Source organism: Pelagicoccus mobilis (genome assembly GCF_016595505.1).
In the GTDB taxonomy this organism is placed as follows: domain Bacteria; phylum Verrucomicrobiota; class Verrucomicrobiia; order Opitutales; family Opitutaceae; genus Pelagicoccus; species Pelagicoccus mobilis.
In genome coordinates this window covers 82,978-103,075 of record NZ_JAENIL010000015.1, presented here as the reverse complement: position 1 = coordinate 103,075, position 20,098 = coordinate 82,978, and the positions used below count along the sequence as shown (strand labels likewise).

19 protein-coding genes, 1 tRNA gene and 1 riboswitch are annotated in these 20,098 nt (G+C 54.1%); of the genes, 13 read left to right on the top strand and 7 right to left on the bottom strand.

The features are described from left to right. Positions 1-166 precede the first annotated feature (166 nt). From JIN87_RS09910 to JIN87_RS09895, 4 genes are all read left to right on the top strand, one after another. Entirely contained in the window at positions 167-1,600 is a 1,434-nt protein-coding gene (locus JIN87_RS09910) for a Gfo/Idh/MocA family oxidoreductase (RefSeq protein ID WP_200355395.1), read from the top strand. Between the two features lie 27 nt (positions 1,601-1,627). Beyond that, positions 1,628-2,650: a 3-keto-disaccharide hydrolase gene (locus JIN87_RS09905; protein ID WP_200355394.1), complete on the top strand. Its 1,023-nt coding sequence runs from the start codon at positions 1,628-1,630 to the stop codon at positions 2,648-2,650. A 127-nt stretch (positions 2,651-2,777) separates the two neighbouring features. Continuing rightward, positions 2,778-3,689, top strand: a complete 912-nt coding sequence (locus JIN87_RS09900; protein WP_200355393.1) for a phytanoyl-CoA dioxygenase family protein — start codon at positions 2,778-2,780, stop codon at positions 3,687-3,689. 395 nt (positions 3,690-4,084) lie between these two features. After that, positions 4,085-5,482 (top strand): L-lactate MFS transporter, encoded by a 1,398-nt coding sequence (locus JIN87_RS09895; protein ID WP_200355392.1) that lies wholly within the window; start codon positions 4,085-4,087, stop codon positions 5,480-5,482. Between the two features lie 259 nt (positions 5,483-5,741). On the opposite strand, the gene JIN87_RS09890 is transcribed toward JIN87_RS09895, so the two are convergent. After that, positions 5,742-5,832 (bottom strand) — tRNA-Ser (locus tag JIN87_RS09890). 146 nt (positions 5,833-5,978) lie between these two features. On the opposite strand from JIN87_RS09890, the gene JIN87_RS09885 reads away from it, so the two are divergent. Next, positions 5,979-6,761, top strand: a complete 783-nt coding sequence (locus JIN87_RS09885) for an MBL fold metallo-hydrolase (protein WP_200355391.1) — start codon at positions 5,979-5,981, stop codon at positions 6,759-6,761. 55 nt (positions 6,762-6,816) lie between these two features. Here JIN87_RS09885 and JIN87_RS09880 read toward each other — a convergent pair whose 3' ends face one another. From JIN87_RS09880 to JIN87_RS09865, 4 genes are all read right to left on the bottom strand, one after another. Then, a complete protein-coding gene (locus JIN87_RS09880) occupies positions 6,817-8,217 on the bottom strand; it encodes an MBL fold metallo-hydrolase RNA specificity domain-containing protein (RefSeq protein ID WP_200355390.1) in 1,401 nt (466 codons plus the stop codon). Positions 8,218-8,255: 38 nt separating this feature from the next. Further along, the gene (locus JIN87_RS09875; protein WP_200355389.1) at positions 8,256-9,935 is read right to left on the bottom strand and encodes a Na/Pi cotransporter family protein; all 1,680 of its coding nucleotides are present in this window, start codon (positions 9,933-9,935) and stop codon (positions 8,256-8,258) included. A gap of 191 nt (positions 9,936-10,126) precedes the next feature. Then, the gene (gene thiC / locus JIN87_RS09870; protein ID WP_200355388.1) at positions 10,127-12,037 is read right to left on the bottom strand and encodes a phosphomethylpyrimidine synthase ThiC; all 1,911 of its coding nucleotides are present in this window, start codon (positions 12,035-12,037) and stop codon (positions 10,127-10,129) included. 61 nt (positions 12,038-12,098) lie between these two features. Then, positions 12,099-12,212: riboswitch (TPP riboswitch) on the bottom strand. Between the two features lie 166 nt (positions 12,213-12,378). After that, positions 12,379-13,296: an IPT/TIG domain-containing protein gene (locus JIN87_RS09865; RefSeq protein WP_200355387.1), complete on the bottom strand. Its 918-nt coding sequence runs from the start codon at positions 13,294-13,296 to the stop codon at positions 12,379-12,381. 113 nt (positions 13,297-13,409) lie between these two features. Here JIN87_RS09865 and hemW point away from each other — a divergent pair, with 113 nt between their 5' ends. The 3 genes from hemW to JIN87_RS09850 all read left to right on the top strand — a co-directional run bounded on the left by hemW (position 13,410) and on the right by JIN87_RS09850 (position 16,138). Beyond that, positions 13,410-14,579 carry a radical SAM family heme chaperone HemW gene (gene hemW, locus JIN87_RS09860; RefSeq protein WP_325176374.1) on the top strand — a complete coding sequence of 390 codons (1,170 nt, stop codon included), beginning with the start codon at positions 13,410-13,412 and terminating at the stop codon, positions 14,577-14,579. A gap of 64 nt (positions 14,580-14,643) precedes the next feature. Then, the gene (locus tag JIN87_RS09855; protein ID WP_200355386.1) at positions 14,644-15,135 is read left to right on the top strand and encodes a hypothetical protein; all 492 of its coding nucleotides are present in this window, start codon (positions 14,644-14,646) and stop codon (positions 15,133-15,135) included. Further along, positions 15,107-16,138: a M23 family metallopeptidase gene (locus JIN87_RS09850; RefSeq protein ID WP_200355385.1), complete on the top strand. Its 1,032-nt coding sequence runs from the start codon at positions 15,107-15,109 to the stop codon at positions 16,136-16,138. Before JIN87_RS09855 ends, JIN87_RS09850 begins: the two co-directional genes overlap by 29 nt. Positions 16,139-16,251: 113 nt before the next feature. On the opposite strand, the gene JIN87_RS09845 is transcribed toward JIN87_RS09850, so the two are convergent. Together JIN87_RS09845 and cutA are read right to left on the bottom strand one after the other, a co-directional pair. Beyond that, positions 16,252-16,407 (bottom strand): small basic protein, encoded by a 156-nt coding sequence (locus JIN87_RS09845; RefSeq protein ID WP_200355384.1) that lies wholly within the window; start codon positions 16,405-16,407, stop codon positions 16,252-16,254. Positions 16,408-16,426: 19 nt separating this feature from the next. Further along, positions 16,427-16,768: a divalent-cation tolerance protein CutA gene (gene cutA / locus JIN87_RS09840; RefSeq protein WP_200355383.1), complete on the bottom strand. Its 342-nt coding sequence runs from the start codon at positions 16,766-16,768 to the stop codon at positions 16,427-16,429. A 128-nt stretch (positions 16,769-16,896) separates the two neighbouring features. Between cutA and JIN87_RS09835 the strand changes: the two genes are divergently transcribed. The 5 genes from JIN87_RS09835 (at position 16,897) to JIN87_RS09815 (ending at position 20,058) form a co-directional block, all read left to right on the top strand. Beyond that, entirely contained in the window at positions 16,897-17,094 is a 198-nt protein-coding gene (locus JIN87_RS09835) for a DNA-directed RNA polymerase subunit omega (protein WP_040897501.1), read from the top strand. Between the two features lie 111 nt (positions 17,095-17,205). Beyond that, positions 17,206-17,685: an SsrA-binding protein SmpB gene (smpB, locus tag JIN87_RS09830; RefSeq protein WP_200355382.1), complete on the top strand. Its 480-nt coding sequence runs from the start codon at positions 17,206-17,208 to the stop codon at positions 17,683-17,685. Positions 17,686-17,718: 33 nt separating this feature from the next. Beyond that, the gene (gene thrB / locus JIN87_RS09825; protein ID WP_200355381.1) at positions 17,719-18,633 is read left to right on the top strand and encodes a homoserine kinase; all 915 of its coding nucleotides are present in this window, start codon (positions 17,719-17,721) and stop codon (positions 18,631-18,633) included. Then, complete coding sequence (locus tag JIN87_RS09820) at positions 18,626-19,102, top strand: tRNA (cytidine(34)-2'-O)-methyltransferase (protein ID WP_200355380.1); 477 nt, start codon at positions 18,626-18,628, stop codon at positions 19,100-19,102. The genes thrB and JIN87_RS09820 overlap by 8 nt, the downstream gene beginning before the upstream one ends. Positions 19,103-19,131: 29 nt before the next feature. Then, positions 19,132-20,058 (top strand): glycosyltransferase family 9 protein, encoded by a 927-nt coding sequence (locus JIN87_RS09815; RefSeq protein WP_200355379.1) that lies wholly within the window; start codon positions 19,132-19,134, stop codon positions 20,056-20,058. Positions 20,059-20,098: the final 40 nt, after the last annotated feature.

Sequence of the window (20,098 nt, the reverse complement as noted above, 5' to 3'; positions counted from 1 at the left end):
GCCTCGGCTTCATGTGTGTCGAGCGATTGCTTAGGGGGACGCATGTTTGGGAATCTGGGCTTGACGAGCCGCTTCAGTTTCAGTTTTCCTCCTTCAAAGGAATCGATACCTATTTGTCAAGAAAAGGCCGGTTTTAAGCGAAAATCAAACAGCAAGAATTTTGAGTATGAGTATGTTTAACCAGATGAAGAGGCGTGAGTTTTTGAAGAAGGGACTGTTTGGTTTGGGGGCGGCTTCCGTCGCTCCTAACTTATTGTTGGCCAGTAAGGTAAAGAGTGCAAGCGCACCATCGCTTCGGTTTGCGGTGATTGGTGTGGGAGACATCACTCAGGTTCATTTTCCGTGGGTAAAGGACGGGGGCCATGACGTTACGATCCTTTGTGATGTGGATCAGCGTCGGCTGGATCCGGTGAATCCGATGATTTCGATTCCGGAGCGGAGCTTTCCGAAGGGCTACCCGAATGCAAAGCGCATGATCGACTACCGGGAGGTGTTTGCCAACCACTCTGACGAGTTCGACGCGGTTTTGTGTGGAGCGGTGGATCATCATCACTTCGGTGTGGCAGAACTCGCTTTGAAGCACGGTAAGCCCATCTATTGCGAGAAGCCGCTATGTTGGTCGACAGAGGAGGGCTTTCGTCTTCAAGAGCTGACCCTGGACGGCAATGTTCCTACTCAATTGGGTAACCAGGGTAACTCTGCCAATGGCTGGCGTTATGCGGATGGCTACTATCGCCAAGGTGATCTTGGCGACATTGTGGAGGTGCACGGTTGGATTCACTACGACAATGCGAAAGGTTCGTTTGGTCTTTATGGCTTCCCTCCATTTAGCGCACAGGTACCTGAGTTTTTGGATTGGGAGCGTTGGTTGGGGCCGGCTGGCGATTACCCGTTCATGGAGCATGGTGTGCATCCGGGTGGTTGGCGTTGGTGGGTGCCGTTTGGCGGTGGCTTGATTGGTGACTGGGGTTGCCACGTTTTTGGAGGAATCTTTAAAACGCTGGATTATCTTGGTTACCCATCTAAGGTTGAGGTTATCAAGGCGACTGAGATTGTTGATGGACGTTTTCCTGTGGGAATGACCGTCAAGTGGCACTTCGATGCGGTGAACGGAAAGCCTCCGGTCGATATGTATTTCCACACCTGTGTAGAAAACGACCCTGCATTCTATCCGCCGCGTCCGAAGGAGTTGGAGGACGATCGAAGTTGGCCTCCTTCAAAAGATGGCTGTTACTGGGTCGGTACCAAGGGAACCTTCGTGATGCACGAGGGGCACAACATGTACGGTGCTCTGATTCCGGAGCTGAAGCGTCGCAGTGCGGGTCGTCCGCAACTTCATTTCCCGCTGATGAAGGGAAATTGCGGAACTCTACACGGGCAGGAGTTCGTCGAAGCCGCGACAGGACTGCGCGAGTGGGATGATACAATTTCCAATTTCGACTATGGAGCTAAGCTCAGTGCGATCGTGCAGATGGGCAATGGCGCGATGAAGGCAGGGCATGCCGTTCAAATTGATACGAAGACTGGCTGGCCGGTTGATCCTGTGGATCATCAGTATTTCAAACGACAGAATGCCAACAAGGAGTGGTATTCACTTTAAGGATATCAGTTAAAAATGAGCGCTGTCATGAAATCATATCTTTGCTTCGCGATCCTCGCTGCGGCAGCTTTGTATCCTGCCAGCCTGGCAGCTAAATACGGTGGGTCGCCTGTTGAGGCTGCTCAATATGAGAATCCTGCTGATTTTCGTTTGATGGGCGATTGGGAGGGGCGCTGGCTAAACGCTACTCGTGGGGCGGAACAAGGTGACCCGCGTCTTGCAGCTCAAGTATTGCCGATGACTGACGGGATATACCGCGTCGCCTTTTTCGCCGAGCTCTATAATCGAGCTGTCCCGTATGTCGATGCTGTGGTCCCCGGGACAAAGGATCGGGTAAAATTCAAGCAGGGTGGGTTCGACGTCGTGTTTTCAGGTACTTCTGTAAAGGGGACGGCAATGTTGCACGGAGTGCCGACTGAGTTCGAACTCACGAAGGTAGAAAAGGCTTCTCCAACGCTTGGACTCGAAGCCCCCGAAGGAGCGATTGTGCTTTTTGATGGTTCCAATGTGGACGCATGGCAGCACCTCGACGGTCGTCCATTCAGTTGGGCGATTGTGGATAACGCGCTCGAAGTGAAGTCGGGCTTTTGGAATTCGAAAAAGAACCGAGAAGAGGGGATCGGCGGATTTATCGGAACGAAGCAAACATGGGCGAGTTTTCGCATGCACTTAGAGTTTCGCTATCCAGTGGAGCTGGGAGAGTCTGGTCAAATGCGTGGTAACTCAGGTCTCTTTCTGCATCCTGTAGGAGAAATACAGATACTAAATAGCTATCTTGGTAATGGCTACTGGGATGAATGCGGGGCTGTTTATCGAAAAGCCCCTGCTAAGGTCAATGCGGCTCGCCCACCTCTGCAGTGGCAGACGTATGATGTTGTTCTAGAGTATCCAGAAGTAGACGGTGAGTTTTGCTATCTTTCCGTGGAACTGAATGGTCATCCTATTCACAAAAGGCAACGTCTGGAGGCGACGGCCCAGCAAGTGCAGATCCTTTTGCAGGACCACATTAACCGTATCCAATTTAGGAATATATGGCTGCAGCCGCTTTGATTGCGGAAGTGGCTGTATCTCGATTTAGAATACGAAGCGGTGCCATGTGTCCTGGCACTGTTCCGAATTATCCGAACTCTAGTCGGATTGCCCCCAAAAAACTATAAACTAGGAGAATAGAAGTAACATGGCATTTGAGGACTGTACCCCACTATTAGATAATCCCGAAGCCTTGCGCCTCAAAGCGGAAGAAGACGGCTTTTTGTTTTTTAAAGGATTTCTCCCGAAGGAGGAAGTTTTAGAGCTTCGCCGCGAGTTTTTGTCTATCCTTGATAAGCATGGATATTTGTCGAAGGACGCAGCGTTGATGGATGGAATAGGCAATTTGGATACGATCGCGGAAATCCCGGAGGGGGAGTTGACCTTTGCCGGTACTGGTTGCCCGCCAGCCGTGTATCAGGATGTACAGCGTCTGGAGTTGTTTCACTCTCTGCCGCATCACCCGAAATTTAACAGCTTGTACGAGGCGTTGCTCGGATCTCCGGTCATGCCGCATCCACGTCATATCGCACGTTTGATGTTACCTGCAAAGTCGAATTCGCCAACGCCCTCGCATCAGGACTTTATTCATATTCAAGGTACCAAGCAGGTTTGGACTTCTTGGACTCCAATTGGCGATGCTCCACGAGCGATTGGAAATCTGACCATTCTCAAGGGATCACACAAACGAGGAGTGCTAGATATCAAGGCTGCGAAGGGAGCGGGTGGAGCCGAAGTATGGCTGTGTGATGTATCCGAAGATTGGGTAGAAGGAGATTATGAAGCCGGTGATATCGTAACATTCAACAGTCTAACGGTACACAAGTCCCTGCCACCAACCGAGTTCGGACGAGTGCGTCTCTCCTGCGATTATCGTTTCCAATCTGCCAAGGATGTTATTGATCCAAGCTCTCTTGGCGTTCACCACGACGTTCTTGATTGGGAAGATGTGTATAAGGGCTGGGACTCTGATGCATTGAAGTATTACTGGAGGAAGCTCGACCTCGAGTATTCCGAATGGGATGAGTCGATCCGTTGGCAAAAGGAGAATATCTGTTAGGGGAGAGTTTTTAGGTTCGGTCAAAGTGACCGAAAAAAACACGTGTTTTTAAGGTCGCCTCGGTTTTCCGAAGCGGCCTTTTGATTTTCGCATATCGTTTGATAGTGCGGTGAATGTGGTATTTGAAAAATTAAGACAAGCTTACTCGATTTGATGTAATGGTGAATACGATGATGTGTGCACTATTTTGATACACTGAGTGATTTTGAGCGCTTCGATTTCTGGGTATCCATTCGAAGGATTGGGAACCGTAGGCCAGTTTTAGGTTGTTGATGGTGTTTGTGCGGTTTTGGCGCACCCGCTGCTAGTGCCAAATATGAAGCATAGGAAACGATTCCTTACTTCGAGGTTTTGATACCTGAAAGCGAATAACTAGCTACATCCAAATAAACACCATGAACCCAAAATCCCACGAGGTGAACGATGTTCCTATCGATGCATCAACTGCCAAACGAACAGCCATTCGAGTCCTTATAGCAGGCTTACTCTCAAATTTCAGTGTGGGAATTCTCTACACATGGAGCAACTTGAAGGATGCCATCGAGTACAGTTTAGATCCGGTTACAGGCGAGCGGGTTTACTCCGCTTGGGACATAACTCAACTGAATGTTCCTTACTCGATCGGCGGCATGGTGTTTGCCATTATCTTGATGTTTGCGGGAGCTCTACAGGACAAAATTGGTCCTCGTAAGGTCATGTTGGCTGGCATCGTGATGGTGGGTGGAGGCACTATCCTCTCTGGAGTAGTAGTGCACTCTCCATCACTGTTCAACATTACCTTTGGTGTGATATTGGGAGTGGGGCTGGGCTTTGTGTATGCCTGTCCGCGTCCGGCTGCGATGAAGTGGTTTCATCCATCGAAAAAGGGAATGGTCAATGGTCTTGTCGTCACTGGTTTTGGCCTCGGCGCGATGTGGTTGGGACCCTTGGAGGTCTTGCTGCTTAAGAATCTGGGATTTTCGCTCGAGCAAACCCTATGGATTCTGGGCACTATGATTCTGATGATTGGTATACCATGTGCGTTGAATGTGATCGATCCGCCACAGGGATATAAGCCTCCTGCGCCTGCTGTTAAGGAAGGGCAGGTTGTTGAGGAGCAATCGCCATCCGTTTCCTTGGCTACAACAGCTAAGACCCCGCAAGCGTGGATGTTGTTAACGATCTACGCGTTCATGTGTTCTGCGGGTGCGATGGTGATTTCTAATGCCACTGATATAATGCGTATCCAAACTGGCGGAGAGAATGGAGTGTATGCTACTGCGGTAGCGGCGATTCTCGCATTCATGGTGCCACTGACCTCGCTATCCAACGCGAGCGGACGAACTGCGGGTGGCCTCGTATCCGATAAGATCGGACGAAAAGGGGCTTACCTCTTTGCTCACGCGATCGCAGGGCTCAACATGCTGTGCTTCTACTTCTTCTTCAACTCTCCTTCGTTGGTGGTTGTGGGGATCATCTTGGCTTGTTTCACTTATGGGTCCACACTTTCGATTACACCAACGATTACAGCTGACTACTTTGGTTTGAAAAACTACGGGGCTAACTACGGGCTCATTTACTACGGCTGGGGCTTCTCATTGATTATTGGCCCAACCATTTCCCAGGTGGTGAAATCTAAAACTGGGAACTACGACTACGCCTATCTGATCGCGTTTGGCCTTATCGTTAGCTCCGCTGTATTGGTCTACTTCTTAAAGCAGCCGAAATTCGCCTCGGAACAGATTGTGGATTTGGAGCACGCTCCTAATTCCGGTCCATCGGGGGTAGGAGTCCCAGTTGCGAGTCAGGCCTGATTTTATAGGTTCATTGATCGGTTAGTATCCGCAGCATTCGGGGCGTGGCCTCGCTATAGTAGTGGATGCTTCAGAGCCGTGCGCAGAGGGCGTGCGGCTCTGTTCTCACAAAACGTCCCCAAAAAGTCGGACGTTTTATTTTTGAAGTGGCGGAGTCCCGAGCGAAGCGACACTTGAGGAAATTTGTGACGAAACAAGGGATTCCCCGAACGGAGCTAGGCACAAAAAAACGCCACTTGGAAAGTGACGTTTTTTAAAGTGGCGGAGAGAGGGGGATTCGAACCCCCGGTACGCTTTACACGTACGACGATTTAGCAAACCGTTGCCTTAAGCCACTCAGCCATCTCTCCGCTAAGGTCTTGGAACAGTGTAAATTCGGTTTTGGAGATCAAGCCCTAAAAACGCTTTGGAGCTAAGATTTTCCAATTCTCTTAAAGTAGCTGATGGGGAAGCTTTTGGCTTTGATTTCAATGGTCCTTTTGCCGGAAATCGAGGCATGAAAATTTCCTTCATGGGTACAGGGACTTCTCAGGGCGTGCCAATGATTGGCTGCGATTGTCCGGTGTGTTCATCTTCGGACCCGAAAAACAAGCGGTACAGAACTCATATCCACGTGGAAATGGGCGATTTGAACATACAGGTAGATGCCGCCCCAGAGTTTCGCTTGAGTGCGATCGAAATGAGAATTCCGAAGGTGGATCTTGTTCTTCTCACCCACGGGCATGCGGACCACATTCAGGGGTTCGATGATTTGCGACGCTATTGCGAAGGCCGGGATGGGGAGGCGATCCCTGTCTACTCGAATGAGGATGGGTTGCAGCGGCTGAAGGATATCTATCCCTATGCGATGCGGGATAAGGCGGTTTTTAAGACCTACCCGGCGTTTCGAGGCCTAAAGATGCCTGAGGTGTTGGATCTTGGCGATGCCGGCAAGGTGTATTCGACCGTGCAAGATCATGGGAATTTCGAAACCTTAGGTTTGGTTTTTGAGGATGGGGCGTCGGGCAAGCGTTTCGCCTACTACACGGATTGCAATTCGGTGAGCGAAGAGGCGGAGCGTCTAGCGAAAGGTGCGGATGTGGTGGTGTTGGATGGGTTGCGTCCGATGTCGCATCCGTCGCATATGACGATCGATGAGGCTGTTGAGGCGGCTGGGCGAATTGGTGGGAAGCAGAGCTACCTTATCCACATGACGCACCACATAGATCATGAGAAAGTGGATACAAGTCTGCCGGATGGGGTGAGCTTGAGTTACGACGGGCTTGTCTTGGACGTGTGAATTATGATGGTGGGTGTGTCCGCTGAGGACAGCGGGCGCTACCTTGCGATAATTCCTAGAAGTCGATTTCGAAGGGCTGGTTTTCGCGGGGGAGGGTGACGGGCCAATTGAATTGTTCGCGGATGCGGATGCCAAATGCTTCCGAGGCTTCTGGTTGGCCGTGGGTGAGGAAGACGCGTTTGACGGGTTTGTTGAAGGCCATGAGCCAGGCGAGCATTTCGAGGTAGTCGGCGTGGCCTGAGAAACCGTCGATCGAGCGGATCTGGGCTCGTACGTCGACGTATTGGCCAAACATCTTGATTTGCGGTTTGCCTTCTCGGATGGCGTGGCCGCGCGTGCCTTCGGCTTGGTAGCCGACGAAGAGCACGGTTGCGTGGGGATTGGGTAGGTGTTGTCGGAGGTGGTGCAGGATGCGGCCTCCGGTGGCCATTCCGCTTCCGGCAATTATGATGCATTGGCCGTTTTGTCTGACGAGGGCTTTGGAGTCGGATTGTTTGGATACGAGCGTTAGGCGTTTGGGGCTGAATATGTCGGTACCGGAGAGGTAGTTGCGGCGGCAGGAGAGGTTGAGGTCGCGGATGTGGTTTTCGTGGGTTTGCAGGGCTTTTAGGGCCATAGGCGAATCTAGGAATACTGGTACGCTCGGGATCTCGCCAGCTTCTTCGAGTTCACGGATTAGGTAGAGCAAACTCTGGGAACGGCCGACTGCGAAGGACGGGATGAGGATGGGGGCCCCGCGAGTGAGGGCCTCGTTCAGGGCATCGCGGAGAGCGGATCGGACGTCGTCGGGATCGTGCAGACGATCGCCGTAGGTGGACTCCATGACGAGGTAGTCGACGTTGTAGGTCTGGGATGGCGGGCGAAGAATGACGTCGTGAGGACGGCCGATGTCTCCGGAGAAGAGGAGCTTTCTTTGTTCGTCTTCTCGGTCGGCGGTTTTCAGCCCTAGGAAGGCGGATCCAAGGATGTGTCCAACATCTCGATACTTAGTGATTATGCTGGAAATCGGTTCGAATTCGTCGCCGTAAGAAACTCCCCGGAGTAAATCCGTGGCTCGCTCGGCGTCTCGCTCAGTGTAGAGGGGGAGGGCGGGTTGGTGTTTGGAGTAGCCTTTTTTGTTGGCCCATTTGGCTTCTTCGGTTTGGAGATGGGCTGTGTCGCGAAGAAGGATATGGGCAAGTTCGACCGTTGGGTGAGTCGCGTAGACGGGGCCGCGGAAACCTTCTTTGACGAGTCGTGGCAGGTAACCGATGTGGTCGATGTGGGCGTGGGTCAGGAGGATGGCGTCAATACTTGAGGCGTCGATGGGAAACGGGTCCCAGTTTTTTAGCCGGTTTTGCTTGGGGCCCTGGAAGAGTCCGCAGTCTATGAGGAGGCGTTTGCCTCGTGTCTCAAGAAGATGGCGGGAGCCGGTGACGGTGCCTGCGGCTCCTAGGAAGGTTAGGGTGGATTTCATGGGGAGGGTGTTTTTGTGCCCACTAAGGGCACGAAGTATCACGAAGGAGGGGGGCTTTCTTCCAAAGTGTGGCGTGCTTGCTTAGCGAGCAACTGTTTCGCGGGACGGCGGGCGTAGTGGTGGATGTGTTTGAGATTGGAAATGAGGTCCGATTCTAGGCGAAAGAGCTCCATCCTATCGGGGTCTCGACCGACGAGACGGGAACGCAGTTGGTTTTCCGCGTAGTCTGCGAGTTTGTTGAAGGGGGCTTTTGTGGCTTTGAGAAGTTTGGCCTGAGCGATATCCTCTTCTGTGGTGACTAGAAGGGAGAGGCGTAGATCCCGTAGAAGGTTTTGATGAAGCTGGGCGAGGAGGTCTTTCGTTTCGTCGCTTATGGATAGGCCTGTTTTTAGTCTGTCGTGGCCGAGTGGCAGGACGTGGGAATCAAGGAGGTCTCCTACGTTTTCCCAGCAATTAACGAGGGTGATGACTTGGTTGAGGGCTTCCTGGTCTTTGCTGATGAGCTCGTCGGAGTCGATGCGGGAGAGGTAGTTTAGGATCGCGGTTTGCAGGTCGTCTACATCGTCGTCCCTTGTTTCTAGCTTCTTGAGACTCGCCTCGTCGCCTTGGATCGCGGCGATTGGGATTTCCTCAGCCATGCCGATTGCCAGAGTAGCGAGTCGTCCGCATTCCATGCGGGCTCGGTCGATCGCGAGGCTTGGGGTTTCGAGGAAGATGGCATCGAGGTAGATCGGCTGGGCGGCGTTGCTGGTTGCCCTTTGTTTTTCGGGGACGAGCTTGGTGGCAAGCTTTGCGAGCGGTCCGGTGAATCCTATGAAGAGGACGAGGTTGATGAGATTGAACGCAGTATGGGCGATGGCGACTTCGCGGCCGACGGAAGGATCGTGAAGTATCTTGTCGGTGATGATCTCGCTCGCGGAAGCGAGTTGTGGAATGAAGGCGAACCAGAGGGCGACGCCGAGCAGGTTGAATACGATATGGATGAAAACGATTCTCCAAGCCGCGGCGGGGCGGCCGATGGCAGCGAGGGCGGCGGTGATGCAGGTGCCGATGTTGGCTCCGAAGGCTATGGCTATGGCACTTTCTAGGGTGATGAGTTCGCCATTGGCGAAGATGATCGCTAGGCCGATGGTCGCTGCGGAGCTTTGTACTATGGCGGTGAATACGAGTCCGATTACGATTCCCCAGATCGGAGTTTCGATGGTTTGCATCGCTTCGAGAAATGCGGGGTAGCTGCGGAGCGGTCGGGTGGCGTCGCCCATCAGTTGCATGCCGAAGAAGATGGCTCCTAGGCCAAGCGTGAGGACTCCGAATTGAGAGAGGCGTGGGCGGTTCTTGGCGAAGGAGATGGCGAGACCGAGCGCCATGAGGATGGGGCCTGCGTCTGCTATTTTGAAGGCGATGATCTGCGCGGTGACCGTTGAGCCGAGATTGGCCCCGAAGATGACGCCGACGCTTTGGGCGACGGTGATTAGGCCTGCAGAGGAGAAGCCGACGAGCAGTACGGTGGTGACGGAGGAGGATTGGACAACTGCGGTGATGGCGGCTCCGGTGGTGGCTGCTGCGAAGCGATTGCGGGTAAAGGAAGAGAGCAAATCCTTCATGCGAGCTCCGGCGATGCTGTTGAGCGACTGGGTCATGAAACCCATGCCGATAATGAAGATCGCTAGGCCACCGGTGAGAGAGACGGCTATGGAAGAGAAGGAAGGCGTGTCCATTGGCAGTGTTTACTGTGAAATGTGGAGTGTATTGGGGAATGTGAAAAAGTAAAGCTGTGGCTGTTAGGTAGTTAGATGATTTTATTGTGGGTTCGTTTTAGGTTGCTTGGACATGAAAAATCCCCGTCGGTTAAGACGGGGATTGAGAAAGATTGAGATGCTATCGCGGCTAAAGGCCGCTTCTCACGAGACTACTGGTAGACTTCGCCACCACTGTCGCGGAATTCCTTGGACTTCTCGGCCATGCCGGCGGCGAGGGCTTCGTCTGGAGTTTCCATGCCTTGCTCTTCGGCGTACTTGCGGACGTCGTCGGTGATCTTCATTGAGCAGAAGTTCGGTCCGCACATGGAGCAGAAGTGAGCGGTCTTGGCGGCGTCTTGCGGAAGGGTTTCGTCGTGGTACTTCATCGCTGTCTCTGGATCGAGGCTGAGCGAGAATTGGTCTTCCCAACGGAATTCGAAACGGGCCTTTGAAAGAGCGTTGTCGCGGTATTGGGCGGCAGGGTGGCCCTTGGCGAGATCGGCAGCGTGGGCGGCGATCTTGTATGTGATTACTCCATACTTAACGTCGTCCTTGTTTGGTAGACCGAGGTGCTCCTTCGGAGTCACGTAGCAGAGCATCGCACAACCGTACCAGCCGATCATAGCGGCACCGATACCAGAAGTGATGTGATCGTAGCCAGGAGCAACGTCGGTGGTGAGCGGGCCGAGCGTGTAGAACGGGGCTTCGTGGCACCACTCGAGCTGCTTCTCCATGTTCTCTTGTATCATGTGCATGGGTACATGGCCGGGGCCTTCGTTCATGACCTGGCAGCCCTTGGCCCATGCGCGTTCAGTGAGTTCGCCTTGAACCTTGAGTTCCGCGAATTGCGGGTAGTCGTTGGCGTCTGCTACGGAACCTGGACGGAGGCCGTCGCCGATAGAGAAGGATACGTCGTAGGCAGCGCAGATGTCGCAGATCTCGTCCCAGTGCGTGTAGAGGAAGTTTTCCTTGTGGTGGCTGAGGCACCACTTTGCCATGATGGAACCGCCGCGGGAGACGATACCTGTCATGCGTTGAGCGGTTTGCGGGATGAACCGCAGGAGGACGCCGGCGTGGATGGTGAAATAGTCGACACCTTGCTCGCATTGCTCGATGAGGGTGTCGCGGTAGATTTCCCAAGTCAGGTCCTCGGCCTTGCCGTTTACCTTTTCGAGCGCTTGGTAGATCGGAACGGTTCCGATTGGCACTGGGGAGTTGCGGAGAATCCACTCGCGGGTTTGATGGATGTTCTTACCGGTGGAAAGGTCCATCACGGTGTCGCCGCCCCACTTGGTGGCCCAACGCATCTTTTCGACTTCTTCTTCGATGGAGGAAGCGATGGCGGAGTTGCCGATATTGGCATTGATCTTCACGAGGAAGTTGCGGCCAATGATCATCGGCTCTAGCTCGGTGTGGTTGACGTTGGCCGGGATGATGGCACGTCCGCGGGCGACTTCTTCGCGTACGAACTCAGGGGTGATCTCGTCCGGGATGTTCGCTCCCCATGGATTGCCCGGGTGTTGCTTGAGCAGGGAATTGCGAGGAGCGTTGGCGTTCATCTTGAGCGACTCCTTCGCGTTTTGCAGCTTCGCGTTCTCGCGGATGGCGATGAACTCCATCTCGGGAGTGATGATGCCTTCGCGGGCGTAGTGAAGTTGTGTGACTGGAGTGCCCTTGCTGGCGCGGAGCGGCTTGCGGTTGGAGGAGTCGAAGCGCTTGAGCTTGCCGGATTCGACGGCCTTTTCGCGGTGGACGTCGGAGAGGTAACCATCGTCTGAGGCCTTGAGCTCGCGGCCTTCGTACTCTTCGACATCGCCGCGCTCGAGGATCCACTGGCGGCGGATTTCTGGGAGACCTTTCTCTACGTCGCGGTGGTAATCTGGGTCGCCCCAAGGGCCGGAGCAGTCGTAAACGCGGACTGGTTCGTTGGGCTCGGTGGAACCGTCGGGCTTGCGTGTGTCAGAGAGCGAGATCTCGCGCATCGGTACGCGGATGTCTTCGCGGGAGCCGTTGATATAGATTCGGCGTGAGTTAGGGAGAGGCTCGAAAGCCGAGGGAGCGTTGTTTTCGGTGTCTGACATTGTGCTAAATGAAGAATGAAGAAGTGATTTTGCTTCTGCAGGCACATGTCGGGGAGGGCTCTGGTGGGGAGCTTACATTCCCTTCGACGGCATGACCCGCATCAGGTTCAGAGGGTTTGGGAGGCGTTCGTCCTCGGGTCTCGGCCCCTCGCGTGGGACTCCCCTATGTTTTGAAGGCTCGAAGGTGACGGGTATCGAGTGAAAGGGGAAGGGTTTTTTGAAGGATGAAGGATGAATTCTGAAAGATGAAGGGGTAGGGTACAGAAAAGCCCCGGAGCTGTGAGGCTGCCGGGGCTTGGGAAAAGGTTGATACGGCAACGACGGAGCGTTGCCCTCCTGTTTTAGTTGGAGACGGTGATTGGGATGACGACGTCGGAGTAGCCGCCGAGCTCGACGTAGAGATTGCCGGAGCCAGGATCGCCGCCTTCGACGCGAACGCTAGTGGAGCGTTGGCCAGCGGGAATGATGACTTCGGGCATGATTACGCTGTCTGGCACGTCGGTGGTGACTGTCACTGCGAGGCCGCCTGGAGGAGCTTCGGTGGGGATGGAGAACGCGAGGATACCGCGTTGTCCGGAGCGGAGGCTCAGGCTGCCTGGAGAGACGCGGATGCTGGAAGCGTCGATGCGGAGGCTGCCGGCGGAGAGCTCGCCGTTGAGGCCGAGGACGGTAACGTCGTAGTTGCGACCTTCCGGGAGGCTAGGGACGTAGAATGCGAGTGAGGTGGAGCTTTCCGCCTGAGTGACGGCTGGAGCCCCGCCGACCATGACCTTGTCGTCGCGGGTGAATCCGCGGCCGAGGATGGCGACACGTGTGCCGACTGGGGCACGGTTCACTTCGAGCTCTACGGAGTAGCGGTTTTCGACGGTGATGGTTTTAACCTCGGTCGGGATCTCCTTGGAGACGGTGGATGAAGCGGTTTTACGCTGGTAGCGAACGAGGATGTAGTAAGCGGCTTGGTTGCGACCTGGCGGCATGACGTAGTCGTATTCGTAGAGCGAGTCGCTTCCGGGAACACGTGTCATTTCCTGGGCTTGGCCGTCGATGATGATCTCCGGGCGAACGCTGCCGTCGATGACCGCGCTGTTCTTGACGGAGACTTGCGCGGTGATCGCGTAAGTGCGCGAGGGGTTGGCTTTGAGAGTCGACGGTGTGAGGTCGTTAAGCTTTATATCGCAACCTGCTAGGAATAGGGCGATCGGCGCGAGGAGGATCGCTAGCCATTTTCTTCGGTTGGTCTTGGAAATTCTCTTGTCCATATTTTCGGGCTGGTAGAGTGAACTAATGCCTGTATTGCAATCAGATAAAAGACTAGCGGTGAAGCAAATAGTTCACTGAGTGGGTGCGAATTGGGAAAAATGAAGGGTTTAAAGTGACTGAATCGTGTAACAGGCGGGGAATTGGGGATAAAAATGCGCCGCTTGGGCTGTATCTTCATGTACCGTTTTGCAGTACGGCCTGCGATTTTTGCGGCTTCTATCAGATTCAATCTGATCGGAAGGGGATTCTTCGCTATATCGATGGAGTGAAGCGCGAGCTGGAGCTCGTAGAGGCGGGTAACCGAAAACTCGATACGATGTTTTGGGGCGGAGGAACGCCCGGGCTGCTGCCGGCGAAGGACATGTTGGCAGTGGGGGGAGCGATCACGGGTGTGTTGGGTCAGCCAGAGGCGGAGTGGACGGTGGAGATGGCACCCTCCTCTGTGAAGAGGGACAAGCTGGAGGCGCTGAAGGAGGCAGGGGTGACACGTATTTCGATGGGAATCCAGAGCTTGGACGAGCGTTTGCTCGATGCTCTTGGGCGGCAGCACTCGGTGAAGCAGATCCACAAGGCCTATGATCTGATCCGCGAGGTTGGTTTTCGATCGGTTAACGTGGATCTTATTTTTGCGATTCCCACCCAGACGGAGGAGGAATGGCGGGCGGATGTGAGGGCTGCTTTGGCGCTCGAACCCGACCATTTGTCAACTTACTGTCTTACGTTTGAGGAGGATACGGCGCTTTTTTTGAAATTGCAGGAAGGCAAGGTGAGTATCGATCCTGAGAGGGAGGCTCGTTTCTATCATGCGATTTGGGAGGAAGCGGAGCGAGGAGGGTATTCCCAGTATGAGATTTCCAATTACGCGAAAGCCGGACACCAATGCCTCCACAATGTGAATACCTGGAAAATGGCGGAGTGGATCGGGATCGGTCCATCTGCCGCGAGTCAATGGGCTGGGAGCCGCCATACGAATACCCCGGACCTCGAGGCTTGGTTGTCAGGTTTGGAGAAGGGGGAGCGTGGCTTGGTGGATCGAGTTGAGCTCAGCGACGATCTGTTGCTTGAGGATTCGCTGGTTTTTGGGCTCCGAATGAATCAAGGGGTGGACTTGGCTGAGCTGGCGATTCGTTTTGGGCGAGATCTGGGGAGCCACCCTTTCTTGTTGCAGCTGATCGAGGAGGGGAAGGCGGAGCGTGTTGGATCGGCGCTTCGCTTGACGGACGATGGGCGGATGTTGGCCGACGCGGTCGGGGAAGCGTTGCTTGGCGAGTTTAGTGGTTGAAAGCTTTCAGTGGAACACTCTTCGCTTGCAACGGGGCAGGTCGAAACGGGATAGTCGAGGCGTGATGAAGAAGGGGTTCTACATATTGGCGGCACTGTTGTGGGGGATTGTCCTCGCTGGCTGCCAGTCAACGGGGATGGATGTTGGAGACTATTCGCGTGCTCGCTTCTTGCTGGAGTCGAGGAATGAGAACGACTTTGCGGCAATGGTTACCCTTCCGTTGAGCCAGGTTAAGATTCCAGTGCAGGGGCAGGCGGTTTTGTCCGAGTTTGACTATCAGTCGATCGACGTGGCGGAGGTCTCCTTGGGCAAATGTTTGGCGTTCACCTTGAAGGGGCCGGCTGCTCGGGAGTTTTACCAGATTTCGGTTGCGAACCAAGGGAGTCGGCTTGTTTTGGCGGTGGATGGTGATCCGGTCGGAGCGCGACGGATCAAGGGGCCGATTTCGGATGGGCGGATCTTTATTTTCTTAGAGTTGCCCGATGAGCAGCTCGATGAACTAGCGAAGAAATTGCAGGAGACGAATTTTGACATTCAGAAGAGACTTTCGAGTTAGCTTTGCCGTTTTGCTGGCAATGGTATCCGTCGCCTGGGGACATGCGAATGGGGCATTCCGTTTGGGCCCGCACTACTGGCCGACGCCAAATCCGGCGTTTCTCCATCACGGTAAGATGGAGGGCGTTTTGCAGCCAACGGTTTCAGGCAGGATAACTTCCGGTTTGTTTGGCTGCGTTCGCAATAGCGGGCATCGTTTCCATGAGGGGATCGACCTGAGGGCGATCGCGCGGGATCGAAGAAACGAAGCGACGGACCCGATTTTCGCCTTTGATGAGGGGGTGGTGCGGTATGTGAACCGCACGGCGGGCAATAGCAGCTACGGGCGGTACATTGTTATCGAACATCCGAAGATCGCTCCTGGATTTATCAGTTTGTATGCTCACTTGAGCACCGTTCCCGAGGGTATTGTTGAGGGAGTTAAGGTGAGCGGCGGGCAAGAGATTGCGATCATGGGGCGGAGCGCTGGCGGATATTCGATTCCGCGGAGTCGGGCGCATTTGCATTTTGAGCTCGGATTTTGGCTGGGGCCAAGGTTTCAGCGGTGGTATGACCAGCAGCCTTACGATTCCAAGAACGAGCATGGGGCATTTAATGGGATGAACATCATTGGGCTCGATACTTGGGAGCTTTGCGGAGCGCTGCGCCGAGGAGAGGCTGCCAGTGCTTGGGAATACATCATGAGCGAGCAAATCGCGGTGGAAGCCTTTGTAAGGGATACGCAAATTCCGGACTTGCTGAAGGTGAACCCGCACTTGATGGAGAATTCGGTGATTCCGGCGGATCATGTCGGATGGCGTGTCGAGCTGACTTGGTATGGTCTGCCGACGCGTTTCAAGGCTCTGACTGAATCTGAAATGTCAGGGTACGAGCGTTGGCTGACGGTGGAGGCGTTGCGTCCTGACCTGATTGAGGACAAGCTTTGCCTGGATCTGACTCGCCGGAACTACGGTGGGGCCGGTACTAAGGTGAACAACCTGATGAAGCGGATGTTCGTCAAATAGGTGTTTTCTAAGTGTGGGACGAAGCCCACGCTCTGCTTTTGGTTTTTAGCGGACGCAAAAAAACGCTGCCTCGAGGGGAGACAGCGTTTGGGAAATTGAAATGTTGGAGAGACTTACGCTTCTGGCTTGGTCTTCTTGAGGCCGGAGACGCGATCGCCGTCCTTCCATTCTCCACGCTTCTTCAGAAGCTCTACACGCTCGAAGCGCTTGAGGACGTTTCTCTTTGCGCCGGTTGAAGCGCTGGACTTGTAGCTAGGATGCTGTGACATGGTCGAAAATGGTTCCGGTTTAAATGAAGCCGCGGAGGTTGCACACTTCATTGGCCCATTTCAAGTACTTTTCTGAAACTTTTTCTGCTTCGATGCAGATCCATTTTGGGGTGTCGTAAGGGTGGTTTTCCGTCACGAATTTGGTTAATTCGTCGAGGGTTTGGGCGGGGGCGAAAATTTGCATGCGAATTTCTTCGTCTTGTTCGACCTTGCCTTTCCATCGGTAGAACGAGGTGACGGGCGAGTCGAGCTGCACGCAGGCGGCCAGCCGTTTTTCGACGATTTGGGAAGCGAGAGCCTGAGCTTCCCGCTTGTTTGAGACTGTAGTGAGGCACAGGTAGATCTTTTCCTTCTGTGACATGGCGTTGTGTTTGAGTTGAGTGGATTCCTGCCGCGGGCGTTCCCGCTCGGCGACGAAAGGCGGAATAAGCACTTGACGCACATGAGCAGCAAGGTAAAAGGGCGGATTCCAACAATTAGGAGGCCGCTTTGAGAGAAGATTACATAAAGGAAGCACGCAAGGTTATCACTGACCCAAACATTCTGATTAACGTCGTTTCACGTCGCGTTAAGCAGCTACGCCACGGCAATCGCCCGCTAGTTGAATCGCTCGAGAAGCTGAACCCTGAGGATATCGCTTTGCGCGAGATCATCGAGGGCAAGATCAGCTACGAGCTCGCCGAGTAGTATCGGCGGTACGAAGCGGAGGCTGGTTGAGCTGGCAATCCCTTTTCATCGAGCGCGGTAGACCTTGTCCGCCGCGCCTTTTTTTACCCGGATCGCAGGAATTTCCCAGAAATGGCAGGCAAAAAGAAGAAAGGCGGCAACCCGCAGGAGATCCGCAACGCGAAGGTCCACCGCGACTACATTGTCGAGGACACTTTCGAGGCGGGTATTGTTTTGACGGGTACGGAAGTTAAGTCGATCCGTGCGGGAAAGGCGCAGATATCCGACGGCTTTTGTCGATTCAACCGAGGAGAGTTCTTCATCAATGGTCTGCACATCGACGAGTACGCGTTTGGGAATATCAATAACCACATCCCGCGTCGGGAGCGGAAGCTGCTCCTGAAGAAGTCCGAGTTGCGTAAGATCGAGCGTGCTCTTGAGGCTGGCGGTAAGTCAGCGATTCCTACCCGCATCTATTTTAAAGAAGCCCTGATCAAGATCGAGATAGGCATTTGCACGGGCAAAAAGCTCTTTGACAAGCGGGAGGACCTGAAGAAGAAAGCGCAGATGCGAGACGCGGACCGCGACTTGAAGTCTTATCGGGTCCGGTAGTTTCGTCGAATTTAGTCAATTTCTCCTATCCCTATGCCTAGTCTTTCTCGCGTCATCTGCAAAGTCCCCGGAAGCACTTCGAATTGTGGCTCTGGGTTCGATACTCTTGGAATGGCGGTTTCGTTGTACAATGAAATTGCGGTCGAAAGAGCGGATGGGGCGGGGGATGAGTCGTTTGGTCCGGATATCTTTCCGGTGAGCGAGATGACTCGTCATACGGTAGCTACTTTTTTTGAGGAGAGCGGAATTGATCCGTTTGACGTCAGAATCCGGATACGTGGCGACGTGCCTCAGGCTCGTGGTTTAGGATCGAGCGTTACTGTGCGCGGAGGGATTTTGGGCGGCCTCGTTGAGCTTGCTGGAGTTGACTGGGATCGTGAAAAGCTGGTGGAAGTCATCACGATGCTGGAAGGGCATCCGGACAATGCGAGCGCTTCCGTTCTTGGCGGATTCACTGTATCCAGATTTTTAGAGACTCCGGCAAAGGTCGAGGCTGTTAACAAGATTGAGGTAGCGGATACGCTGCGACTTGTCGTGGTCTCGCCTGAATTCGAGGTTTTGACTTCAGCCTCCCGAGGGGTGCTGCCTAAGTCGCTTGATTTTGCGTCCGCCGTTTCGAGCATTAATAGTGTTTCGTGCGTTGTGGGGGCATTGGCTTCTGGCGAGTATGAAGCCCTAGCTAACGCGGTACACGACAGTATTCACGAGCCTTATCGCTTGAAGAATATACCGGGCGCTTCTGCGGCGATCGCTGCGGGAATCGAAGCGGGAGCTTACACTGGGTGGCTTAGCGGGAGCGGTTCGAGCGTTTTGTGCGCTTGCACGGTAGAGTCTGTGGATTCGGTGATGGCGGCAATGCAGGCGGCATTTAAAGACGAAGGTCTAGAGAGCGTAGGTCGCAATCTCTGTGCTGATAACTCTGGTTTGCAGATTGTTTACAGTGAGTAGCCCGCTTCTACACGTCGTTTTGTTTCAGCCGGAAATCCCTCAGAACACAGGGAATATCGGTCGCACTTGCGCGATCACCAATTCGCGGCTTCATCTGATTCACCCCTTGGGCTTTGTTATCAAGGACAAGCACTTGAAGCGTTCGGGGATGGACTACTGGAAATCTCTGGACGTACATCACCACGAGAATTGGGAAGCCTTCAAGCAGAGCGATGTGGGGCCTAAGCGCTTGTTTTTGTTCACTACAAAGTCGAGTCAACCGTACTGGGATGTCCAATACGAGGATGGTGACGGGCTTTTGTTTGGAAATGAAGGCTATGGCGCTCCCGATTGGTTGCACAACGAGATTGGCGAGGAGAACCGCCTAAACATTCCTCAGTACAACAAGGATTTGCGTTCCTTGAATTTGGCGACATCTGCGGGAATTGCGGTGTTTGAGGTGATGCGTCAACTGCGCGGAGGAACCTGATCATGCGAGGTGCGAAGGTCCTAGTTTTGATGACCTCGCCGCTCGACAAGATCGTGCACGCGCTCAGGGTGGTGGAGTCGATCAAGCGTCAAAAGCCGGAGCTCGAGATCACTTGGGTGGTGCGCCGGGTTTACGAGCCACTGGTGGCGTCTTTCGAATTTGTTGATCAGACAATCGTTTTCCAAAGAAGCGAGGCTCTGATGACATTTGCGGGGTTGGTTCGAGATATCCGAAGGGAGGTCTACGATTTTGTGCTCGATTTCGAGGGGCATGCTCGAACGGGGGCGATGTGTTTTTTCGCTAGGGCGAAGCGAAAGATCGGCCTGAGATCCGCCAAGGAAGGGGCGACGATTTGTTACAAGGAAGTGATCGCTGCGGGCGGCGGGGAAGGCAGCCATTTTGTGGAGGAACTTCGGGCGTTTGGCTCCGTTTTCGGGGTGGAGGTGGAAGTGGGCGAGGTGCTTCGTTTTCCCCGCGGAGTCGAGTTGCCTGAATCTGTTTCAGGAGCGTTGTCTACGAGTTGGAAGCGTGTGTGCTTGTTTCCGGGGCGCTTCAAGAAGAAGCGGGCTTGGCGCGGAATGGTGGATCTGGCGAAGCGTTTGGTCGAGGTGAGACCCGATGTGCAAGTTCTGCTGTTGGGGATGGTGCCGGTCGTAGTTGAGGAGGAACTACCAGATCGGGTGCTAGACTTGCAGGAAAGGTTGAGCTGGGGGGAGCTTTGCCAGGTTGTAAGCGAATCGGACGTCGTTGTGGCGAATGACAATGGCCCGGCCCAGTTGGCGGGGGCCCTTGGCTGTCGTAATTTGACGCTGTACAGCTTTGTTTCGCCAGCAAGTCGTGGATCCTATCCGCTAGAGCGGGAAGCGAACGCGATTTTGAGAGCTCCGGAAGGGGATGTGGACCGTCTCGATCCAAAATCCGTGTTTAGCGCGGTCGAAAAGCTGCTTGCCCTCTGAGCTGGCTTGACTCTGCTCGGGTGGCGCCGATAAGCGGATG

Coding starts and splice junctions, on each gene's coding strand:
- JIN87_RS09910 (WP_200355395.1), top strand. CDS start 167: ATGAGTATGTTTAACCAGATGAAGAGGCGTGAGTTTTTGAAGAAGGGA.
- JIN87_RS09905 (WP_200355394.1), top strand. CDS start 1,628: ATGAAATCATATCTTTGCTTCGCGATCCTCGCTGCGGCAGCTTTGTAT.
- JIN87_RS09900 (WP_200355393.1), top strand. CDS start 2,778: ATGGCATTTGAGGACTGTACCCCACTATTAGATAATCCCGAAGCCTTG.
- JIN87_RS09895 (WP_200355392.1), top strand. CDS start 4,085: ATGAACCCAAAATCCCACGAGGTGAACGATGTTCCTATCGATGCATCA.
- JIN87_RS09885 (WP_200355391.1), top strand. CDS start 5,979: ATGAAAATTTCCTTCATGGGTACAGGGACTTCTCAGGGCGTGCCAATG.
- JIN87_RS09880 (WP_200355390.1), bottom strand. CDS start 8,217: ATGAAATCCACCCTAACCTTCCTAGGAGCCGCAGGCACCGTCACCGGC.
- JIN87_RS09875 (WP_200355389.1), bottom strand. CDS start 9,935: ATGGACACGCCTTCCTTCTCTTCCATAGCCGTCTCTCTCACCGGTGGC.
- thiC (WP_200355388.1), bottom strand. CDS start 12,037: ATGTCAGACACCGAAAACAACGCTCCCTCGGCTTTCGAGCCTCTCCCT.
- JIN87_RS09865 (WP_200355387.1), bottom strand. CDS start 13,296: ATGGACAAGAGAATTTCCAAGACCAACCGAAGAAAATGGCTAGCGATC.
- JIN87_RS09855 (WP_200355386.1), top strand. CDS start 14,644: ATGAAGAAGGGGTTCTACATATTGGCGGCACTGTTGTGGGGGATTGTC.
- JIN87_RS09845 (WP_200355384.1), bottom strand. CDS start 16,407: ATGTCACAGCATCCTAGCTACAAGTCCAGCGCTTCAACCGGCGCAAAG.
- cutA (WP_200355383.1), bottom strand. CDS start 16,768: ATGTCACAGAAGGAAAAGATCTACCTGTGCCTCACTACAGTCTCAAAC.
- smpB (WP_200355382.1), top strand. CDS start 17,206: ATGGCAGGCAAAAAGAAGAAAGGCGGCAACCCGCAGGAGATCCGCAAC.
- thrB (WP_200355381.1), top strand. CDS start 17,719: ATGCCTAGTCTTTCTCGCGTCATCTGCAAAGTCCCCGGAAGCACTTCG.
- JIN87_RS09815 (WP_200355379.1), top strand. CDS start 19,132: ATGACCTCGCCGCTCGACAAGATCGTGCACGCGCTCAGGGTGGTGGAG.